This window comes from Sutcliffiella halmapala (assembly GCF_002019665.1).
In the GTDB taxonomy this organism is placed as follows: domain Bacteria; phylum Bacillota; class Bacilli; order Bacillales; family Bacillaceae_I; genus Sutcliffiella_A; species Sutcliffiella_A halmapala.
The window spans coordinates 3,600,417-3,619,712 of the sequence record NZ_KV917375.1; the positions used below are offsets into that span (position 1 = coordinate 3,600,417).

The 19,296-nt window shown below is 37.6% G+C and carries 15 protein-coding genes; 1 reads left to right on the forward strand and 14 read right to left on the reverse strand.

Annotated features, from left to right (window positions below):
* Window positions 1-11: 11 nt before the first annotated feature.
* From pfkB to xylA, 5 genes are all read right to left on the reverse strand, one after another.
* Complete coding sequence (gene pfkB / locus BK580_RS17790; protein WP_078381645.1) at window positions 12-923, reverse strand: 1-phosphofructokinase; 912 nt, start codon at window positions 921-923, stop codon at window positions 12-14.
* Complete coding sequence (locus BK580_RS17795) at window positions 920-1,672, reverse strand: DeoR/GlpR family DNA-binding transcription regulator (RefSeq protein WP_078381646.1); 753 nt, start codon at window positions 1,670-1,672, stop codon at window positions 920-922. The genes pfkB and BK580_RS17795 overlap by 4 nt, the downstream gene beginning before the upstream one ends.
* 459 nt (window positions 1,673-2,131) lie before the next feature.
* Complete coding sequence (locus BK580_RS17805; protein ID WP_078381648.1) at window positions 2,132-3,199, reverse strand: aldose epimerase family protein; 1,068 nt, start codon at window positions 3,197-3,199, stop codon at window positions 2,132-2,134.
* Between the two features lie 14 nt (window positions 3,200-3,213).
* A complete protein-coding gene (gene xylB, locus BK580_RS17810) occupies window positions 3,214-4,722 on the reverse strand; it encodes a xylulokinase (protein ID WP_078381649.1) in 1,509 nt (502 codons plus the stop codon).
* An 81-nt stretch (window positions 4,723-4,803) separates the two neighbouring features.
* Window positions 4,804-6,135 carry a xylose isomerase gene (gene xylA, locus BK580_RS17815; protein ID WP_078381650.1) on the reverse strand — a complete coding sequence of 444 codons (1,332 nt, stop codon included), beginning with the start codon at window positions 6,133-6,135 and terminating at the stop codon, window positions 4,804-4,806.
* Window positions 6,136-6,344: 209 nt separating this feature from the next.
* On the opposite strand from xylA, the gene BK580_RS17820 reads away from it, so the two are divergent.
* Complete coding sequence (locus BK580_RS17820; protein ID WP_078381651.1) at window positions 6,345-7,529, forward strand: ROK family protein; 1,185 nt, start codon at window positions 6,345-6,347, stop codon at window positions 7,527-7,529.
* A 46-nt stretch (window positions 7,530-7,575) separates the two neighbouring features.
* Here the strand turns inward: BK580_RS17820 and BK580_RS17825 are convergent, their stop codons facing one another.
* The 9 genes from BK580_RS17825 to BK580_RS17865 all read right to left on the reverse strand — a co-directional run bounded on the left by BK580_RS17825 (window position 7,576) and on the right by BK580_RS17865 (window position 19,250).
* Complete coding sequence (locus BK580_RS17825) at window positions 7,576-9,081, reverse strand: GH39 family glycosyl hydrolase (RefSeq protein WP_078381652.1); 1,506 nt, start codon at window positions 9,079-9,081, stop codon at window positions 7,576-7,578.
* 33 nt (window positions 9,082-9,114) lie between these two features.
* Window positions 9,115-11,172 carry an alpha-glucuronidase family glycosyl hydrolase gene (locus tag BK580_RS17830; RefSeq protein ID WP_235864063.1) on the reverse strand — a complete coding sequence of 686 codons (2,058 nt, stop codon included), beginning with the start codon at window positions 11,170-11,172 and terminating at the stop codon, window positions 9,115-9,117.
* 241 nt (window positions 11,173-11,413) lie between these two features.
* On the reverse strand, window positions 11,414-12,259 hold the full coding sequence (locus tag BK580_RS17835; protein WP_078381654.1) for an SDR family oxidoreductase: 846 nt from the start codon (window positions 12,257-12,259) through the stop codon (window positions 11,414-11,416).
* On the reverse strand, window positions 12,243-13,358 hold the full coding sequence (gene uxuA, locus BK580_RS17840; RefSeq protein WP_139364926.1) for a mannonate dehydratase: 1,116 nt from the start codon (window positions 13,356-13,358) through the stop codon (window positions 12,243-12,245). Before uxuA ends, BK580_RS17835 begins: the two co-directional genes overlap by 17 nt.
* A gap of 78 nt (window positions 13,359-13,436) precedes the next feature.
* On the reverse strand, window positions 13,437-14,111 hold the full coding sequence (locus BK580_RS17845; RefSeq protein WP_078381655.1) for a GntR family transcriptional regulator: 675 nt from the start codon (window positions 14,109-14,111) through the stop codon (window positions 13,437-13,439).
* A 92-nt stretch (window positions 14,112-14,203) separates the two neighbouring features.
* On the reverse strand, window positions 14,204-15,304 hold the full coding sequence (locus BK580_RS17850) for a Gfo/Idh/MocA family protein (protein WP_078381656.1): 1,101 nt from the start codon (window positions 15,302-15,304) through the stop codon (window positions 14,204-14,206).
* Window positions 15,305-15,348: 44 nt separating this feature from the next.
* On the reverse strand, window positions 15,349-16,500 hold the full coding sequence (locus BK580_RS17855; protein WP_078381657.1) for a Gfo/Idh/MocA family protein: 1,152 nt from the start codon (window positions 16,498-16,500) through the stop codon (window positions 15,349-15,351).
* 22 nt (window positions 16,501-16,522) lie between these two features.
* Window positions 16,523-18,544 (reverse strand): beta-galactosidase, encoded by a 2,022-nt coding sequence (locus tag BK580_RS17860; protein WP_078381658.1) that lies wholly within the window; start codon window positions 18,542-18,544, stop codon window positions 16,523-16,525.
* A 19-nt stretch (window positions 18,545-18,563) separates the two neighbouring features.
* Complete coding sequence (locus BK580_RS17865) at window positions 18,564-19,250, reverse strand: DUF624 domain-containing protein (protein ID WP_078381659.1); 687 nt, start codon at window positions 19,248-19,250, stop codon at window positions 18,564-18,566.
* Window positions 19,251-19,296: the final 46 nt, after the last annotated feature.

A 19,296-nucleotide genomic window follows, 5' to 3' on the forward strand; every position in this document is an offset into this window, starting at 1 on the left:
CTGCTCCTCCTCTATATTTTCTCTATGGTAACTTGATTTAATAGTTTTTCTACTTCTTCCTTTTGACATAAATCATCGGAAAAGGCTGTCGCACTCCCGGAAGCAATACCTAGACAAAGCGCTTCTTTTATATCATTATGCTTAACATATCCTGCTAAAAATCCAGCTACAAGCGAATCCCCTGCACCGACTGAATTTTTCACTACTCCTTTAGGTGCCTTCGCTATATAAACACCTTCATTTGCGTATAGGAGGGCCCCTTCTCCTGCCATCGATACAACGATATTTTCTACCCCTTGTGCATGGATCTTACCAGCAAAATGAATCGCCTCTTCTATTGTTGAAATCGATACATCGAATAAATCACCTAGTTCGTGATGATTTGGTTTAATTAAGAATGGCTTGTATCGTAAAAGAGCTTTTAAAGTGGAGCCTCCTGTATCGAGGACAACTTTTGCCCCTTTGACCGTACACTTTTGTATAAGCGTCTCATAAATCGTCTCAGGCATCGTGTTAGGAATATTCCCAGCTAAAACAACGATATCTGTTGTTGTTAATGTATCTAGTTGCGCTAATAGGCTTGCTACTGCATTCTCGTCGATAATAGGACCAGTCCCATTTATCTCTGTTTCCTGATTAGCTTTAAGCTTTACATTTATTCGAGAATTACCTTCTACCTCTATAAGACGGACAGCAACTTGTTCTCCAATTAATTTTTCTTTGATAAAATTCCCTGTAAACCCTGCTGTATATCCTAACGCTGTTGTATCAGCACCTAAACGCTTAAGCACTCTCGAAACATTGATCCCCTTACCTCCTGGATAATACATGGTCGTTTCAGCCCGGTTAACTTCCCCTACATGAAAGGAATCTACCTGCATAATGTAATCAATGGAGGGGTTTAACGTAATTGTATAAATCATATGCTCACCACCATAACGGATGTTTTATCTTCAAAGGTTGCTCTAAATTCCTTGTCTACGTGGTTTGTAATTAAAGTTGCTTCTTGAATACTTGCTACATTAGCGAATGTTACTTCGTTAATTTTCGACTCATCTGCTAGGACATAGGCTTGCTGAGCCTGTTTGATTGCCAAACTTTTAATGTACGCCTCTTCCGGATCTGGTGTCGTATATCCACGCTTCACATGCACACCATTAGCACCGATGAACGCTTTATCGAAGTTATATTCTTTTAAGCTTTGTGTTGCCTTTCCACCGATAATTGCCCCAGTTTTATTTTTCATAAAACCACCAATAATATAAGTGGAAATCCCTTTTTCCATTAATGCATGTATATGAGCAAATCCATTTGTCACAACAGTAATTCTATTTGCAGCCAAGTGCTGAATCATTTGAAAGGTAGTCGTACCAGCATCTAAAAAGATACAATCCCCTTCTTGCACAAGTTCTGCTGCTGCTTTTGCAATTAGATTTTTAGCTTCTAGATTAATCGAGGATTTTTCAAGAATACTCGGTTCTTCGCCTTTCTGATGGAGCCTTGCCGCTCCACCATGAACCCGTTTTAGCTTATTTTCCTCTTCCAACTGACTTAAATCTCGTCGGATAGTGGATTCTGAAGCACCTGTTATATCCACTAATTCTTGCAATTTAACTACATCATTTTGTAAAACTAAGTCTATTATTTTCTGTTGTCTTTCTGGAGTTAACATGACATCACCTTTTTGTAGTACTTTTGTATGTACCCTTATTCTAATGCAAGCCCTTTCAAAAATCAATCAAAAACAATCAAAATGAATCAATATCAATCATAACCATTCGCAAATTCATCACAAACAGTCAAAAAGGAACAATTAAACATTCAATCATCTAGTTTGTTCTAGCAATCTCTTCATTCCTCTTAAAAGAAAGGATCTGTTAAACACCGCTGTTGATTTCCGCACTAGCACTAGGCTTCGCTTATCCAGAGGGCGCTTGTGGAGCCTCCTCGGCTTGCCTGCGGGGTCTCCACAAAACGCTATCTCCCGCAGGAGTCTTCGCCTATTGCTCCAATCAACTGCTATCGTCCTAAAAAAATCAACATTGTACTTTAACAGAGCCAAAAGAAAAAACACCTCCAACATTCAGAGGTGTTCATCTAACTATAAAATATAAACCCTTGCATCATACATTCAATTCGCTTTATCGCTAGTCCCTACAATCCCAAATCTAAATTTCGTCATAGATGAATATTTCTGATCCTTATCTAATATCCAACTTGAAAAGTTCGGATGGTGGATAGCATCTGGTAACCCTTGTGTTTCCAAACAAATCCCTAAGTACTGCCGCGAAGGAACTCCGTTAATCTCTATCCCCTCAGATAGCATATTACTAGTGTACACGACCACCCCGGGTTCATCCGTCTCCACTGTTAGTCTTCGGCCATTCATCTCGTCATATAAAACAATTTCACTATCATGATTGGTGTCTAATAAAAACGGATGATCAAACCCATTTCCCACCATTACATTTTGTGGATGGTTAGAAACAACCCCGGCTTTAATAGACTTCCCTAGTTGAAAATCAAAAGCAGTCCCATCCACATTTAAAATTTCTCCGGTTGGTAAAAGCTCCGAATTAAGTTGTAGAAAACTACTACTTTTCATCGTTAAGGAATGATCTAAAATATCCCGTTTTGCATTTCCACTTAAATTAAAGTAAGAATGATTCGTCACATTTAATAACGTCGTTTTATCGGATACACCCTCGTATTGAATAGTCAGCTCATTATTATTAGTTAACAAATAAGTAACCTTCATTAAAAGATTACCCGGATATCCACCTTCACCATCGGGACTATGATAGCTAAACTGCACTCCTACTTCCCTTTCATTTTGAATAGAAGAAGCATCCCATACAACTCGATTAAAGCTTTTGCTCCCACCGTGAAGATTATTATTCGCTTCATTCTTTTCTAATGAATAGGTCTTGCCGTCTAATTCAAACGATGCTCCTCCAATTCTGCCAGCAGTTCTACCTACTATACAGCCAAAAAAGCATTCATCCTTTATATATTCATCCAGTGTTTCGTATCCTAACACAATATTTTCTAAAGCCCCAAATTGATCTGGCATCAGGATTTTCGTAATAATGCATCCATAGTTGATACATTCAACTTCTATTCCATGGTTATTAATGAGAGTGAATGCATATACAGACTGATTGTTGATCATGCCAATTTTTCTTTGCTCTACTTTCATCCCCATTACCTCTTCTAATTTGTTATATTTCGAAATGTATGAAGTTCCTCATTAAGTGCTCTCGTTTGTTCATATACTTTTTTATAAAGGATAAACAAGTTTTGATACTTTTCTACATTTTCTGCAATTGGATAATACGTTTTACTCGGCTTAATATAATCATTCGCACAATCTTCTAATGTCGTATACCAGTTACAACCATAAGCTGCAAGCATCGCTGCTCCCATGGCAGGCCCTTGTTCACTTGATAATTTTATAATAGTCGCATTGAAAATATCTGCTTGCATTTGTAACCACACTTCATTTTTAGCACCTCCACCAATGGAGATGATGTTTTCAATGACTTTGCCATTCTCTCTAAAGATTTCAATAGATTCATGAAGCGAAAAAGTAATTCCTTCAAGCACAGCTCTTACAAAATCAAGTCGCTTATGGGATGCGTCCATTCCAATAAAGCTTCCGCGAATTTTGGAATCAGCATGCGGTGTCCTTTCCCCAACTAAATATGGAGTAAACAGCAGACCGTTTGCTCCGATCGAAACATTTTCTATTCCATTTAACAGCTGTTCAAAATCTTCTGCCTCAGCAAAGGTTTCTTTAAACCAGCTTAAGCTGTAACCAGCCGCTAAAGTAACCCCCATACTATAAAAAGCATTGGATTTTCCGTGATTGAAATAGTGAACCTTTCCTTGATAATCCTGATCGTTCCGTTCTTCATGTGAGAGAACGACACCAGAAGTTCCTATACTACAAAGTGTATTTCCTTCTGTTAAAATCCCCGCTCCAATAGCCCCACATGCATTATCAGCACCACCTGCAAAAACTTTAACTGATTCTGCTAAACCAGTTGTCTTGGCAAAGTCAGAGGTAATCGTCCCTACAAAATAATCGGAATCTACCAATGACGGACACATGTCAAAAGGAAGTCCTAGCTTTTCACATAATTCTTTACTCCACTCTTTTTCTTCTATATTAAGTAGTAAAGTTCCTGCCGCATCGGAATATTCCGTATGAATCTGTCCTGTCATACGATATCTTAAATAATCTTTTGGCATCATAAAAACATGAGCTTCAGCAAAGATTTCCGGTTCATTTTGTTTGACCCATAGAATTTTTGGTAATGTAAATCCTTCTAATGCAGGGTTTTTCGCAACCTTTAATAAACGTTCTTTTCCAATGGCTTCATATATTTGCTGGCATTGCTCCGTCGTCCTCGTATCGTTCCACAGAATCGCATTGCGCAAAACTTGATTATTTTTATCTAGCAGAACAAGCCCGTGCATCTGTCCGGAAAAGCTGATACCTTCTATGTCCTCTGGATTCCCTGAAAACGCTTGAACAAGTTCCCTTAGCCCCTCTTCTGTTTTCGCGACCCACTCATTAGGATCTTGCTCACTGTAACCAAATTGAGGCTGAATCAATGGATACGCTTTTGATACTTCCAGGCATACTTCCCCAGCTTGATTGATTAATAATATCTTCACTGCACTAGTTCCTAAGTCAATTCCAATTACATATTTCATATTTATCCTCCGTTCTTACTTTACTCTTTAAAAAAAGGCTGGAACAAAAAGCTTCCAGCACTTCATAAACAGCTATTCAATTTACACCGTTACTTTAGTTAATGTTTCAATTAAGTATTGATTTACGATCGCTTTTAAGCGTTCTTGACGACCAGATTGATTTTTAATTGGAGCAAGACCTAAAGCGTATTCCTCCAGCTTTTTGAAGTCTGTTTTTCCTTCAATAATTTCAAGACCAATACCTTTCGTGAAGCTTGCATATCTGTTATCAATGAAATCTTCCAAGACTTTGTCCTCTAGCAATCTATTAGCTACCTTTAAACCAATAGCAAAGGCATCCATTCCAGCAATATGAGAATGGAACAGGTCATCGGCCTCAAAGGAGCCTCTTCTTACTTTCGCATCGAAATTAAGACCGCCTTTACCTAGTCCACCATTCTTTAAGATTTCATACATAGCTAATGTCGTAGAATATAAATCTGTTGGGAATTCATCTGTATCCCAACCTAAAAGAGTGTCTCCTTGGTTAGCATCTACAGAACCTAACATCCCATTAATTCTTGCTACTCTAAGCTCATGTTCAAAAGTATGACCAGCTAATGTCGCATGGTTTGCTTCAATATTAAATTTAAAGTAATCTTGTAGATTGTATTTTTGTAAAAATGCTAGACCAGTTGCTACATCAAAATCATATTGATGTTTTGTCGGTTCTTTTGGCTTAGGCTCAATTAAAAATTGTCCATCATACCCAATTTCCTTCGCATAATCAACTGCCATATGGAAGAAACGCGCTAAATTATCCTGCTCTAATTTCATATTCGTATTTAATAACGTTTCATAGCCTTCGCGGCCACCCCAGAATACGTAGTTTTCAGATCCAAGCTCTTTAGCAACTTCTAGGCCTTTTTTAACCTTTGCAGCTGCATAAGCAAATACATCTGCATTATTTGAAGTTGCAGCGCCATGTACATAGCGAGGGTGGGTAAACATATTTGCAGTATTCCAAAGTAATTTCGTCTTACTCGATTTTAAGTTTTCTTTAATTAAATCTACAATAATATCAAGGTTTTTATTAGTTTCACTTAAAGTATCTGCCTCAGGAGCAACATCCACGTCGTGGAAACAGAAGTACGGAGCATTTAGCTTTTCAAAAAATTCAAAGGATGCTTCTACACGTGCTTTCGCTAAATCCATTCCATTTAAATGGTTCCAAGAGCGTTGCATTGTGCCTGCTCCGAAAGGATCGCTTCCGTCAGCTGTAAAGGTATGCCAATAAGCAACAGAAAAACGTAAAAGATCTTGCATGGATTGACCATTTACCTGCTCCTCTGGATTGTAGTACTTAAATGAAAAGGGATTGTTGGATGTTGGTCCTTCAAACTTTATTTGGTTAATATTCTCAAAATATGCCATAATTAGTTTCCTCCTATTATTCAATATAAAACGTTTTCATTTTTCAATATTATCATTATATAATTTCAATCTTACTTAGTTGTTATTGCTTAACTTGATTTCATTATAGCACCAGAAACTTAGTTTGTCTATTGGATAAACTAAGTTTATAATTAAATTATGAAAATTATTCGTTATAATATAACTAAGTACAAAAGGAAGGGAAGCGCATGATTATGCAGGGCAATTGGAATCAACAGTTGGTAAAGAAGGAAAATAAATCGTTAGTGTTACATTTAATTAAGCAAAACTCCCCTATTTCTCGAGCTCATACCTCACAAGTTTCGGGACTAAATAAGGGAACTGTCTCATCCCTTGTTTCAGAGCTATTGGAAGAAAAATTAATTTATGAATCGGGACCTGGTGAATCTAGTGGAGGAAGACGTCCCGTCATGCTTTTGTTTAATCAAGGAGCAGGCTTTTCTATCGGAATCGATTTAGGAGTTAACTATATTTTAGGTGTGCTTTCTGATTTAAACGGAAATATTGTTCAAAAAAAGCAGGAATTTTATCAAAATATCTCTCTTGAAGATACACTCGAGCGATTAACTCAGGTAATTTCCTATTTAATCAAAGCTGCTCCTCCTTCTCATTATGGTGTTATCGGTATCGGGATTGGAGCACCGGGTATTGTTAATAACGAAGGAGATGTATTATTAGCCCCTAATCTAGGCTGGAAAAACGTCTCTCTTAAGGAAGAAATGGAGAAAACCTTTAACATTCCGGTAATAGTTGAAAATGAAGCAAATGCTGGTGCATATGGCGAAAAGCAATTTGGAGTTGGTCAGGAATCGGAAAATCTTATATATGTGAGCGCAGGAATTGGAATAGGGGCCGGAATTATTATTAATAATGAGCTATATAAAGGGATAAACGGTTACTCTGGAGAGCTCGGTCATATGACAATTGATCGCGAGGGCATACAGTGTAGATGTGGGAATAAAGGCTGTTGGGAGTTATATGCATCAGAGCAAGCTCTTTTATCAAAAGCCAATAGTCTAGAGTGGGAACTTAGTGATAGTAGTCCTATTCAATTAGAAACCCTCATTAACCTTGCAGATCAGGACGTGCGACAAGCTATTGACCTTTTTGAAGAAATTGGTCGTTCCATCGGTGTTGGTCTAATTAATATTATTCACACATTTAATCCGAAGCAAATAATTGTCGGAAATCGTCTAGTAGAGGCTAGAAAATGGATAGAACCTTCTGTTGAAGACGTAGTGAGACAATATACCTTACCATTTCATCAAACGGATATTAAACTATCCTTCTCAGACTTATCCACTCCTGTCTCCGCTTTAGGGGTAGCAGCTTTTTCTATTGAAAACTTTTTTAAGTCCATCCAAACAGTATAAAAAACGGGTACCAGCACTTAACCTGGTACCCGTTTTCTTTCTATATTTAGTAAGAATTTATTAAACTATCATCTAATCCAAAGTAAGTGTTCGTTTCATCTTTTACTGGAATTATCTCAATAAGTGTTATTTCATTCTTTGTAAGTGTGATAGTTAGATCGATGATTCCATTTTCTGCTGTATCTTTCCACGTACTTAACTTCGGCTTGGCTGCCTGTTTTAATGTTTCTACAGAGTTTTTATCAGGAAATCTTGGTCTGCCCATTTCCTGCCAGACCCTCCACGGATTTGCATGCTGCTCATCTACTGTTTGGCGCTTTATAAATACATTCCCTGAAGCAACCGGGAGTTCTAAACGGAGCTCTCTTTCAAAGCCTTCTCCTTTTTCCAGTACTTCATTCCATGCAACTAATACGACAGTGCCATCTTTTCTTTTTGTGACAAGAACTTGCTCATCACGATAAACTTGAGTTTCTCCTAATTGATGAAAAAAGGCAAACAAATGAAAGGTTGGCTTTGGAATTTCATTTAAAGCCATCAATCCAAAGCCACCATGGAATTGAGCTTTTGGAACATCCGCTTCCTCGAAAACATCACTAAATGTCCAGTAAGAGAAAGAATCTACATAATCTCCACCCTCACTTAGTATTCTTGCTAAGTACGCTGCATTTAATGGTGTATCATGCACTGGATTAATTGGACTATAAGAAGTATTGTATTCTGTTATATGAAACGGCAATTCCGGGAATGGAGATTCCTTGATTAGTCCCTTTACGACCTTAAATTGATGTAACATGTCTGTATTGTCTACTAAGTTTTGATAATAATAGTCTGGTGTCACTTTATTTGGACTTTCTGATGTGTAAGCATGTCTACTAACAAAATCTACTGGGACATTTTCCGTATGGCAGAATTGAAGAAAATCCACAATCCACTGATCGGCTCCCCCACAAATTGCAGGACCACCTACTTGTAGCTCAGAATTCACTTCTTTTACCGCGTTAGCCGTCACTTTATAGAGCTTGAAATACTCCTCTTTATTCGCTCCTTCCCAAAAATTAGTTAGATTTGGTTCATTCCACACTTCAAAGGGCCAGGTTTTCACTTCGTCTATTCCATATCGTTCGATAAAATGAGAAACTACCGCTACAATTAAATCCTTCCACTTTCCATAATCCTTTGGAGGAGTTACATTCCCCTTCCAATAAAATATCGTTTGATCTCCTGAAGCAAGTTGAGATGGCATGAAACCAAACTCAATAAATGGACGAATTCCTATTTCCAGAAAAGAATCAAAAATTCGGTCGATATACGTAAAGTTATAAAAGACTTTCGTTTCTTCGCCAACCTTGATTTCTCGATAAATTCCCACATCGTCCGAAAGTAGACCATGACCGCGTATATATTTGAACCCGATTTTTTCCTTAACGATTTTCAAATGATCTAAGTATTCCTTTTGCAAGGCAAGTCCTAGGCGGCCAGTTCCAACGCAGAAATTCCAGTTCGTATTAAGAATTGTACCGGTCTCTTCTTGAACCTTAATAGATTTCATGATAATCTCCTTATCTTCATTAAGAATAATAAATCAATAAATTTTTCTACCTAATTCGTCTGCTATTCCAGACTTTCGATAAAAGTACGTATTAATAATATCTCTCCATTCCTTTGAATGCGCAAGCTGAATCTCAAGTCTCTCTAAGACCTCTTTATATTTTTGTTTGTCCACCCTTCCATTCAACTTTTCCCATCTTTCTTTCAATACGGTAACTTGCTCCACCCCTACAAAATGGGTGTTGTAAATATGCTGGATAACCGTTTCGCCTGATTTAAGCTGATGGGTATACGGAACATGATGGAAGAATAATACTAGATTATCAGGGCAAGTCTCCAACGATTCATAAAGACTAGTATTTTCCGGAAAATATTGAGTGGTATAACCCGTACCACTTGTTACGGTTCTATTAACACCAATCCCCTGAAAATCAGCATAATGATAAGTTCCCCATACCGAGTATTCATAGCCATCTACATTTGGTCCGTAATGGTGGTTCGGATTCACCATCCAACCAACACCAAGAGGGGCTGTATAATTTTCATAGATTCTCCAAGAATCTGCTAACATTCTATTTACTTGCTCTAACACTTCCTCATCTGCCCCAAATGTTCGGATAATCCACTCATTTGTTATATCTTCTGCTGACAATTCAGGATTCCATGTTAGTCTGCCATATCCATATAAATTGGCCTGTGCAAGTGTATGACCAGTCCAATTGGAGTCATCCCCTACATTGATGACAGCAGAAACTCCACTGAACTTATAAGAATAAAGTGACCCATCCACAATTCGTTTAACAGGAGAACCTTCACCTTTTGCATACGTATCAAAATCTAATACTTCTTTCCATTGAGGGATTAAATAACATAGATGCTTCTGCTGCCCTGTATACTCCTGGGTAATTTGGAATTCAATGATCTGATTCGTCGTTGGCATCGCTCCAAATAATGGAGAAACCGGTTCCCTTACTTGGAAATCCATCGGTCCATTTTTTATTTGCAAAATAACATTATCCATAAACTGTCCATCTAAAGGTTTAAAATGATCATAGGCCGCTCGTGCTCGATCTGTCTCGCGATCACGCCAATCTTGCAGACAGTTATAAACAAAACAACGCCAGATGACAACACCGTTAAATGGAAGTAAAGCTTCTGCTAACATATTGGATCCATCAGCGTGATTTCTGTTATATGTAAATGGACCAGGGCGATGTTCAGAATCGGCTTTTACAACATAACCACCAAAATCAGGAATATAGTTATATACTTCTGCTGTTTTCTCCTTCCACCATTCCCGAACTCGAGAGTCAAGGGGATCCGCTGTATCAAGCCCCCCAAGCTGAATCGTGCTAGCATAGTTAATACTTAAAAAGGTCTTTATTCCATAAGAACGAAAAATCCCTGCTATTTCCGCTACATCAGGTAAATACTCACTCGTTATAAGCTTCGATTCTATTTCATGAACATTCACATTATTTATTGCAATCCCGTTTATCCCAATAGAAGCCATTAAACGTGCGTAATCTTTGATTCTCTTAAAATTTTTCGTAAACTGATAATCTTTATAGAAGATGGAATTTCCAGCATACCCTCGCTCTATACTTCCATCCATGTTATCCCAATGATTTAGCATACGCAGTTGATTTACAGGATTCTCTACAATTGAAACATTCTCCAAATCAGATTTTGTTTGCAGAAGTCTAAGTAAATGGAAAGTGGCATAAAGTAACCCTTTATCCGTTTTACCAATTAGAAGTAGACAATTTTGATTATTTACAGTTGCTGCAGTAAGCGCGTATCCTTCATCATTTAATGCTCCCTCGCACTGATCCCAATCAACCTCATTAGAAATACCTCTATTATTTAAAGTTGTTAGAATAATAGAAGGTTCCAGTACCTCTACTGTAGAAAATCTCGGTTCCATCCCTGTTATCGCTGTGATTCCATTAACTAATTCCTCTTTAGCAGCTAAAATTATCGGTGATTCTTCCTCCTGAATGACTAAATTGGAGAAAAAAACTGGGTAATTACGAGAGCTATCTTGCTTATAGTCTAACCAACACGTATCATATTCTTGATTTTCCATCATTTTGTTACCTTCTTTCATCTAAAAGTTGAAATCTGTTGCTAAAATCAGTTCAAGTTGAGGTAGTATTCTGTTGTAATCACATCTATTCATCCGATTTACATGTCTATCCGTCCAAAATCACTTAACATTCGTCCGATTTGCATAGATATTCGTCCAAAATCACTTGACATTCATCCGATTTGCATAGATATTCGTCCAAAGTAGTTCCCAACACCTGAATAAACTTCATGAAGAGGCGCCATTAAACCCCTGAATATGCCATAAAACCGCCATCTACCGGGACACTTATTCCGGTTACAAATCCACTTGCTTCTTCATTCACTAACCATAATAATGCCCCAAGTAAATCTTCCGGGTTTCCTAAGCGCCTCATTGGAGTATTAGCTAATATTTTTTCGGTTCTCTCGGTATAGCTTCCATCAGGGTTCTTAAGAAGTGCTTCATTTTGCTTTGTTAGGAAAAATCCAGGAGCAATCGCATTTACTCTTATCCCCGCCTCTGCCATGTGGACCGCCAGCCATTTTGTAAAATTCTCAACACCAGCTTTTGCAGCACTATAGGCTGGTACCTTCGTCATTGGGCTTGGTGCACTCATCGATGAAATATTAATGATGGTTCCTTTGTTTCCAATCATTCTTTTGGAGAAAATTTGCGTTGGAAGTAAAGTACCAATTAAGTTTAAATTAAATACAAAAGAGAAGCCTTCTAGTGTTAAATCAAAAAATGTCGTAAGCTCTCCATTTTGAAAATCAGCCAAATCAAACTTTTCTTTCGTCGTTACTCCTTTTGGATGATTACCTCCTGCTCCATTTATCAATACATCAGCTGGACCAAATTTCTGAAATACAGTTTCTTCCGCTTGCTTCACACTCTCTATATCCGTTACATCACACGCTACTGCTAATGCAATGCCTCCCTGCTCTCTTATCTCCTTAGCTACTAATTCAGCTTTATCAAACGTACGGTTAAGAATGGCTACTTTTATACCTTGTCTTCCTAATTCCTTCGCCATGCAGCCACATAACACTCCGCCTCCACCTGTAATGACGGCAACCTTACCAATTAGGCTCTCATTTAATGGCAGCATCGATTGTTCTCCCTTCCAATACTGATTCTTTTTTACTTTTCTCAAGCGCTTCCCATATCCCCTGAATATACATAATTCCCATGCCCCTATCATAAAGACCATAGCCAGGTCGAGCTTCTTCTCCCCAGATCATTCTTCCATGATCAGGGCGGAAATAACCTTGGAATTCATGATCATGAAGTGCTTTGATGATTTCAAACATATCTAATGAGCCATCAACACTCCTATGTGAGGATTCCTCAAAATCACCATTTTCATAGATTTTTATATTTCGCAGATGTACAAACGGAACACGGTCCATTTCTAGAAAATGTCTCATTATCTCTGGAATATTATTGGCGGGATTAGCACCAAGCGAACCAGAGCACAATGTAAGACCATTCGATGGACTATCCACAAGTTTCACAATTCTTTCGAGATTTTCTTTGTTCGTGACAATTCTTGGTAGGCCGTAAACAGACCATGGTGGATCATCCGGATGAATCGCTAATTTTATGTCGCACTCTTCCGCGACTGGTATAACCCTTTCTAAGAAATACTGCAGATGCTGAAATAGCTCTTCCTCATTTACATCTTTGTATAATTCAAAAAGTCGCTTTAATGATTTCAAGCGTTCAGGCTCCCAACCCGGCAAAGAATAACCGTTGGAAAGCTCCTCCATATTTTGAACAAGATCTAATGGATTGAGACCTTCCACTTTTTCCTTTTCATAAGCAAGAACCGTTGAACCATCTGGTAGCTCTTTTGCTAGGTCTGATCTTGTCCAATCAAATACGGGCATGAAATTATAACAAATCACCTTCACTCCGACCTTTGACAAATGTCGAATCGTTTGAATGTAATTCTCTATATATACATCTCTACTTGGAAGGCCAAGCTTTATATCTTCATGGATGTTAACACTTTCAATTACTTCAAGCTTAAGTCTATGCTGATTGACTTCTTTCTTTAATTGAAGAATATCCTCAAGTGGCCAAACTTCGCCTACTGGTATATGAAACAGAGCTCCTACTATCCCATTGATGCCAGGAATTTGCTTAATATGCTCTAATTGCACGCTATCTTCTTCTTTCCCAAACCATCTAAATGAAGTTATCACATGAAAGTCCCCTATCAATTATTATTAAATAATATGTAATTAAAACTGAGCAACAGTGATGCCGCCCAGAGAAAACGGTTAAATAAAAAAATGTGGAAATCGTTCAAGGAACATATCCTTTTCAAGATCAACTAAGCATAAATGCTCCTCCATCGCATTTTTTGCACCTTCCACATCTTTATTTACAATCAAACGATAAATTTCTTTATGCTGGGAGATAATATGTTCCCAATTAGAGTGATGAGATAATCGCAAAACTCGTAATCTATTAAAATGTATATTCAGCTGCTGAATCATTTTCCAAGTACGTGCTTTACCACATGAATAAAATAAAATTTGATGGAATTCTTCATCCAATTCAAAAAGCTTTAAATAATTTTTATTCTCGACACATAGATCCTGCATAGCTAAATTACTTTCGAGTTTAAAGCGGTAATCCTCTGATAAGTGATTGATAAGTAAGCCGACAATTTCTCTTTCTACTTTTTCCCTGATGAATCTGCCTTCCTCCACATAATTCATATTTATCCGAGAAACAATGGTCCCACTTTGAGGAATGATGTCTAAGAGCTCTTCTTGAGAGAGCCGAATAAAAGCCTCTCGTATCGGAGTCCTGCTTACTTTCAGCGTTTCTGCAATTTCCTTCTCAGAAATTTTAGTTCCAGGTTCGAGCTCAAAATTTAATATTTTGTGTTTTAACAGGTTATAGGAAAAATCCCTAGTGGACCCTCTAATAGTGTGTTGAACAAGCAATACTGTTCCTCCTTTATGAATGTCATTAGAGAATCACGTAACCGTTTCAAAAGTTTCTTCCAAACTGTTAGCCTTGCATTCTCTCGCTTTTCTTATATGCTGTACGATGCTTCTGCTGTCTCAATTTTCAGCGCTTTTTCTTGGGCTTCTATGCACAACTCCGCTGCTTTAAAAGCATGCTCTTGAGTCATCGCCGTCTCTGTTCCATTTAGGCAGTCCAAAATGAAGGCACCAAAGAAAGGAAACCCAACCTTTCCAGAACAATCAATATGCGTTTCTCCGTGATGATTGACTAAATATAAGTGGTTAGAAGTGTTTTCTCTTCCGATATCAATATATTTCCGAACTTCGATATATCCTTCTGTTCCAAGAATGATAACGCGACCATCTCCCCATGTTCCGAGTCCATCAGGTGTCAGCCAATCTACTCGGAAATAAAAAGTGGCACCATTGTCAGCAACTAATGTAGCATCTCCAAAATCCTCAAACTTCGGGTAATTCTTAAAGCTATAATTTGCTACCTTACTATGTAGCACCTTCGCATCCTTTGCCCCACTATAAAATAGAAATTGTTCGATTTGATGGCTCCCAATATCGCATAGAATTCCTCCATAATACTCTGGATTAAAAAACCATTCTGGACGACTATTTGCATTCGCACGATGCGGCCCTGTACCAATAACTTGAACAACTCTTCCGATTGCCCCTTCATCTATTAGTTGTCCAGCATATACCGCACCTTCCACATGTAGACGTTCACTGTAATAAATTCCCCATTTTAAACCGGTCTCAGTTACTTTTTGCCGAGCTTGTTCGATTTGTTCCTTTTTCGTAAAAGCAGGTTTATCCGCAAAAAAATGTTTTCCATTGTCCAACGCCTTGAGACCTACTTGGTAACGGTTAGAAGGAATACTTGCACACGCAATTAGCTTAATCGATGGATCATTTAAAATTTCCTCTTCTGTTTGTGCAATCTTTACACCGGAATAGATTTCCTGAAACTTCGATACTTTGTTACTGTCAGCGTCATATACTACTGCTAACATACCTCCAGCCTCTATTAAACCGTTACACATTCCATAAATATGCCCATGGTCGAGTCCAATTGCAGCAAACAAAAACTCACCTTCTTGCACAACTGGCTTCTCCTTATTTCCTACAGGTGCGTAATTCATCCCATCCGCTTTATTCATTGAATTAACCCCTTTCCTATTTTCCTCTTCATTCCATTGCAGAGTTAATAGTTTCCACCTGTTGTAATCGTGTTCTCATTGAAGTTAACTATTTCTTTTTTCTTTTCATAGAATCGTATAGCATTCTTCATCATGCCATCTCGTGTATAAAATGGACTGTCCTTTGTAATTGGAAGCACTACTGTTTGCTTTAAGCTTGCTGATTGGAAAATTGACGTAATAATTTCTAATGTTTTTCTGCCCTGCTCTCCATCTACTAAAGGATTTCTTCCTTCTTCAATCGCATTTAGCACATCATCTATCTGTCCTGTGTGTCCTTCATAAGAAAGAGTTGGAAATTGATCATATATTTCTTGAAGCTTTATTTCTAATTCCTTATTCTCTACAGGGAAGCCATTTTCCGAAGCCTTTGATGCTCTCACCTTCCATGGAACGGATACTCTTGCATCCTTCCCTTGGAAAATCAACTGCTGTTCTTCACCATGGTGTACGACCGAACTTGTAATTTGAGCCATGCTTCCATTCGGATATCTACCTATTGCAATTGATAAATCCTCTACCTCGGCATTTTCATGAGAGGTATTACTCATAGAAGCCATAATTTCAGAGGGTGCACCTGCTAACCATTGATAAATGTCGATGTGATGGACAGCATGATTTAACGTACATCCCCCACCTTCCTTCTCCCAGGTTCCTCTCCACCACAAATCATAATAGCTCAAACCTCTCCACCAATAAGAATCTACTTGAGTATGAACAATCGGACCAATTAATTGTGAATCAAGAACTTGCTTAAGCTTCATTACCGAATTTCGAAAACGATTTTGAGCTACCACAGATAATAACTTTTGATTTCTCTTGGCAGCTTCAATCATTTTGTCGCACTCTTCTAGTGAAGAAGCCATTGGTTTTTCAACAAGTACATGCTTTCCGGCATTTAACGAAGAAATTGCCGCTTCCGCATGTGTAAATGGAGGAGTACATATAGAAACTAAATCAATATCTTCCCTTTTAAGCATTTCATGAATGTCTTGATAAATTTGGGCTTCAAGTTTATACGATTTTACTAACTTCTCTGCTTTTTCCGGATAAATATCACATAAGGCGACGATTTTACACTTTTCAGGGAAGGTTAAGTATGCCTTTATATGTTCAGAGGCAATCGCCCCGGTCCCAACAATGGCAATTCCACGCATGACGATCAGCTCCTTCGTTTCTTTAAATGTACTTGGTCTCTCTTAGAATCCTGACTTCTTTAGCAGGGAGAGTTATTTGTTCCCCCTTCTCATAATAATTTTGTTCCAATACACAAAAGCAGTGATTTGGTAATACAATATTTTTTGTTTCATCCGAATGATTTAAAATAAAGGTAAAGACTTTATCCTCTTTATGACGTCTTACAATTTCTAAGCCTTGGTCTGCTTCAATATCTGAAGCAATTCCTTTTTGTTCCGTTAACTGACTAAATAATACTTCTAATAATGCCGCTTCTGGCTGACTCCCAATATACCAAGCTTCTCCAGCTCCATAATGATTTTTCGTAATAACCGGTAACCCAGCATAGAAATCCTTTCCATATGTAGCAATTATCTCTGCATTTTCTGTTTGAACTAAGTCAAAAATTAGGTTACATGTGTACGAGCCTTGTAGCTTACCATGATCTAGGCATATGAGATTATGATCTGCCGGGTGCAATGTGTCCGTTTCGTCAATTCTAATGCCAAGTAGATTCTTCAATAATCCTGGACTCACATCTAATATTGCATTATCATACTCATCCACAATTCCGCTTAAATACGTAGTGACAAATATTCCGCCCTTCTCCACAAACTCTTCTAATTTTTGATAGTAATTATCTTTCATCATATGCAATAGAGGTGCGATAACGATTTCATAGTCCTCAAGGCTTTGATCAAGACCAATAACATCAATATCAACATTCAATTTGTATAATGCTTGATAGTAATGGATCATCGTCTGCTGATAACTGATATATCTACTTGGTCCATCAGAAATTTCAACAGCCCACCAGCAATCCCAATCAAATACGAGGGCAACCTTGGCCTTCGTGACAGCGCCAATTACCTCATTTTCAAGCAAAAGCAATTCCTCACCGAGTCCTGTTATTTCCTTAAATACTCTCGTATCATTCCGACCTGAATGGTCAATAACGGCTCCGTGATACTTTTCAGATGCCCCTTTCGATTTTCTCATTTGGAAAAATAAAATAGCGTCCGCCCCATGCGCAAGAGCCTGATAACTCCATAGCCTCATAACACCTGGCCTTTTCACTGGATTTATATCTCTGCATGCAGTTGTACTAGGAGTTTGCTCCATTAACCAAAATGGCTGACCTTTCTTTAACCCCCGCATCAAACTATGCGTTAACGCCATTCTTGCTTCTGAATGCATATCAGGCGGATAATTATCCCACGATATGAAATCTAAATGCTTCGCCCACTTAAAGTAATCGAGAGGTCGATACATTCCCATAAAGTTTGTCGTTACTGGAATGCCTGGAGTAATATCCTTTACTATTTCTTTTTCTGCGATGAAATTAGCTAACATGCTGTCAGAATTAAAGCGCATATAATCTAGCGTAATCCCTTGAAAGGCTGTTACATTTTCTTTGTTATAATGTTCACTTAATGCATTAGGGACTACTATTTCCTCCCAATCATAAAAATAATGCGACCAAAAAGTAGTATTCCATGCATCATTCAACTTTTCTAACGTACCGTATTTTTTCTGTAACCATGAGCGAAAAGCCTTTTCGCAATTTTCACAGTAACAAGTGCCCCCGTACTCATTGTTCACATGCCAAGCAATAATATTGTTATAATGATGATATCTAGTTGCAATTTTTTCAGCTAATAACTTAGAGTACTTTTGATAAACAGGACTATTGGGACACGAGTTATGTCGTTGACCAAATTTTCTTTTTCTTCCTTCAAAATCTACTCGTGTCACCTCAGGGTATTTATTCGCCATCCATGGTGGATGTGCTGCAGTGCCTGTTGCAAGACAAACATTTTTGTTATTCGCCTGCAAGAATTCCATTATTTTATCTAAAACGGAAAAATCATACGTATTCTCATCTTTTTGAATAATAGACCAGCTAAATACACCAACCGTTAACGTTTCAATATGAGCCTCACCAAAAAGATTCATATCTTCTGACCATACTTCTTCAGGCCATTGTTCAGGATTATAGTCTCCTCCAAAAAGTACTTTCTTCATATTCCTACCTCCACTTTTCCTATCCCTGTTTTACAAAATTCTTTTTAACATCTTCTAACATTTCTTGTTGATTAAGGAGAATTAGATACGCTACGATACTAGAAACAAAAAGAATCAAAAAATTAGTAGTGATGACAGTGGCTACTCCAACAAGGAACAAAATAAAAAAATTTCCCAATGTGCATTTTACCTTGTTAAAACAGTAGTACATGGATAATTTCCATATATCTCGTAATCTAAAATTGAAATGAGAATTAATTGTTAACGCATTGATACAAACCATTACTCCTACTATCATCAAAATAAAGATAACGATAGATAGGACTTGATTAGTATCTGATGCAGACTGGCGAAGATATTGGAGATCAACAAGTAAAATGAAATAGATTAAGAGAATTTGACTCCATAAAAATAAGGTAGATTTCACTTTTGTCTTATACCCATACAGAAAATCTTTGGTAGGCGATAGCTCTTTCTCGTGAATGAGCTTGCCCATGGAATATAATATTCCTGAAATAGCTGGTCCAGATGGGATAAGTGCTAAAAAGTATAAAATGATATTCGAAAATGTTGGAGTTAATGTCATAAAGAAAAAGAGAAAAACGATATTTGCTAGAATAAAGTAAATGTTGGTTAAAGATATCCAGTATACATAGTTAGTAAAAGTAAATAGTATTCCTTGTCCGAATTCTTTTCTTTGTTCCATTTTCCATCATCCTTTATTCTAGCTTGTAGTTTTATTTAAGTTGTTT

What these genes read in the sequence shown, in the direction of transcription:
- pfkB (WP_078381645.1), bottom strand. Translation starts at nt 923, where the DNA reads ATGATTTATACAATTACGTTAAACCCCTCCATTGATTACATTATGCAG.
- BK580_RS17795 (WP_078381646.1), bottom strand. Translation starts at nt 1,672, where the DNA reads ATGTTAACTCCAGAAAGACAACAGAAAATAATAGACTTAGTTTTACAA.
- BK580_RS17805 (WP_078381648.1), bottom strand. Translation starts at nt 3,199, where the DNA reads ATGAAAGTAGAGCAAAGAAAAATTGGCATGATCAACAATCAGTCTGTA.
- xylB (WP_078381649.1), bottom strand. Translation starts at nt 4,722, where the DNA reads ATGAAATATGTAATTGGAATTGACTTAGGAACTAGTGCAGTGAAGATA.
- xylA (WP_078381650.1), bottom strand. Translation starts at nt 6,135, where the DNA reads ATGGCATATTTTGAGAATATTAACCAAATAAAGTTTGAAGGACCAACA.
- BK580_RS17820 (WP_078381651.1), top strand. Translation starts at nt 6,345, where the DNA reads ATGATTATGCAGGGCAATTGGAATCAACAGTTGGTAAAGAAGGAAAAT.
- BK580_RS17825 (WP_078381652.1), bottom strand. Translation starts at nt 9,081, where the DNA reads ATGAAATCTATTAAGGTTCAAGAAGAGACCGGTACAATTCTTAATACG.
- BK580_RS17830 (WP_235864063.1), bottom strand. Translation starts at nt 11,172, where the DNA reads ATGATGGAAAATCAAGAATATGATACGTGTTGGTTAGACTATAAGCAA.
- BK580_RS17835 (WP_078381654.1), bottom strand. Translation starts at nt 12,259, where the DNA reads ATGCTGCCATTAAATGAGAGCCTAATTGGTAAGGTTGCCGTCATTACA.
- BK580_RS17850 (WP_078381656.1), bottom strand. Translation starts at nt 15,304, where the DNA reads ATGAATAAAGCGGATGGGATGAATTACGCACCTGTAGGAAATAAGGAG.
- BK580_RS17855 (WP_078381657.1), bottom strand. Translation starts at nt 16,500, where the DNA reads ATGCGTGGAATTGCCATTGTTGGGACCGGGGCGATTGCCTCTGAACAT.
- BK580_RS17860 (WP_078381658.1), bottom strand. Translation starts at nt 18,544, where the DNA reads ATGAAGAAAGTACTTTTTGGAGGAGACTATAATCCTGAACAATGGCCT.
- BK580_RS17865 (WP_078381659.1), bottom strand. Translation starts at nt 19,250, where the DNA reads ATGGAACAAAGAAAAGAATTCGGACAAGGAATACTATTTACTTTTACT.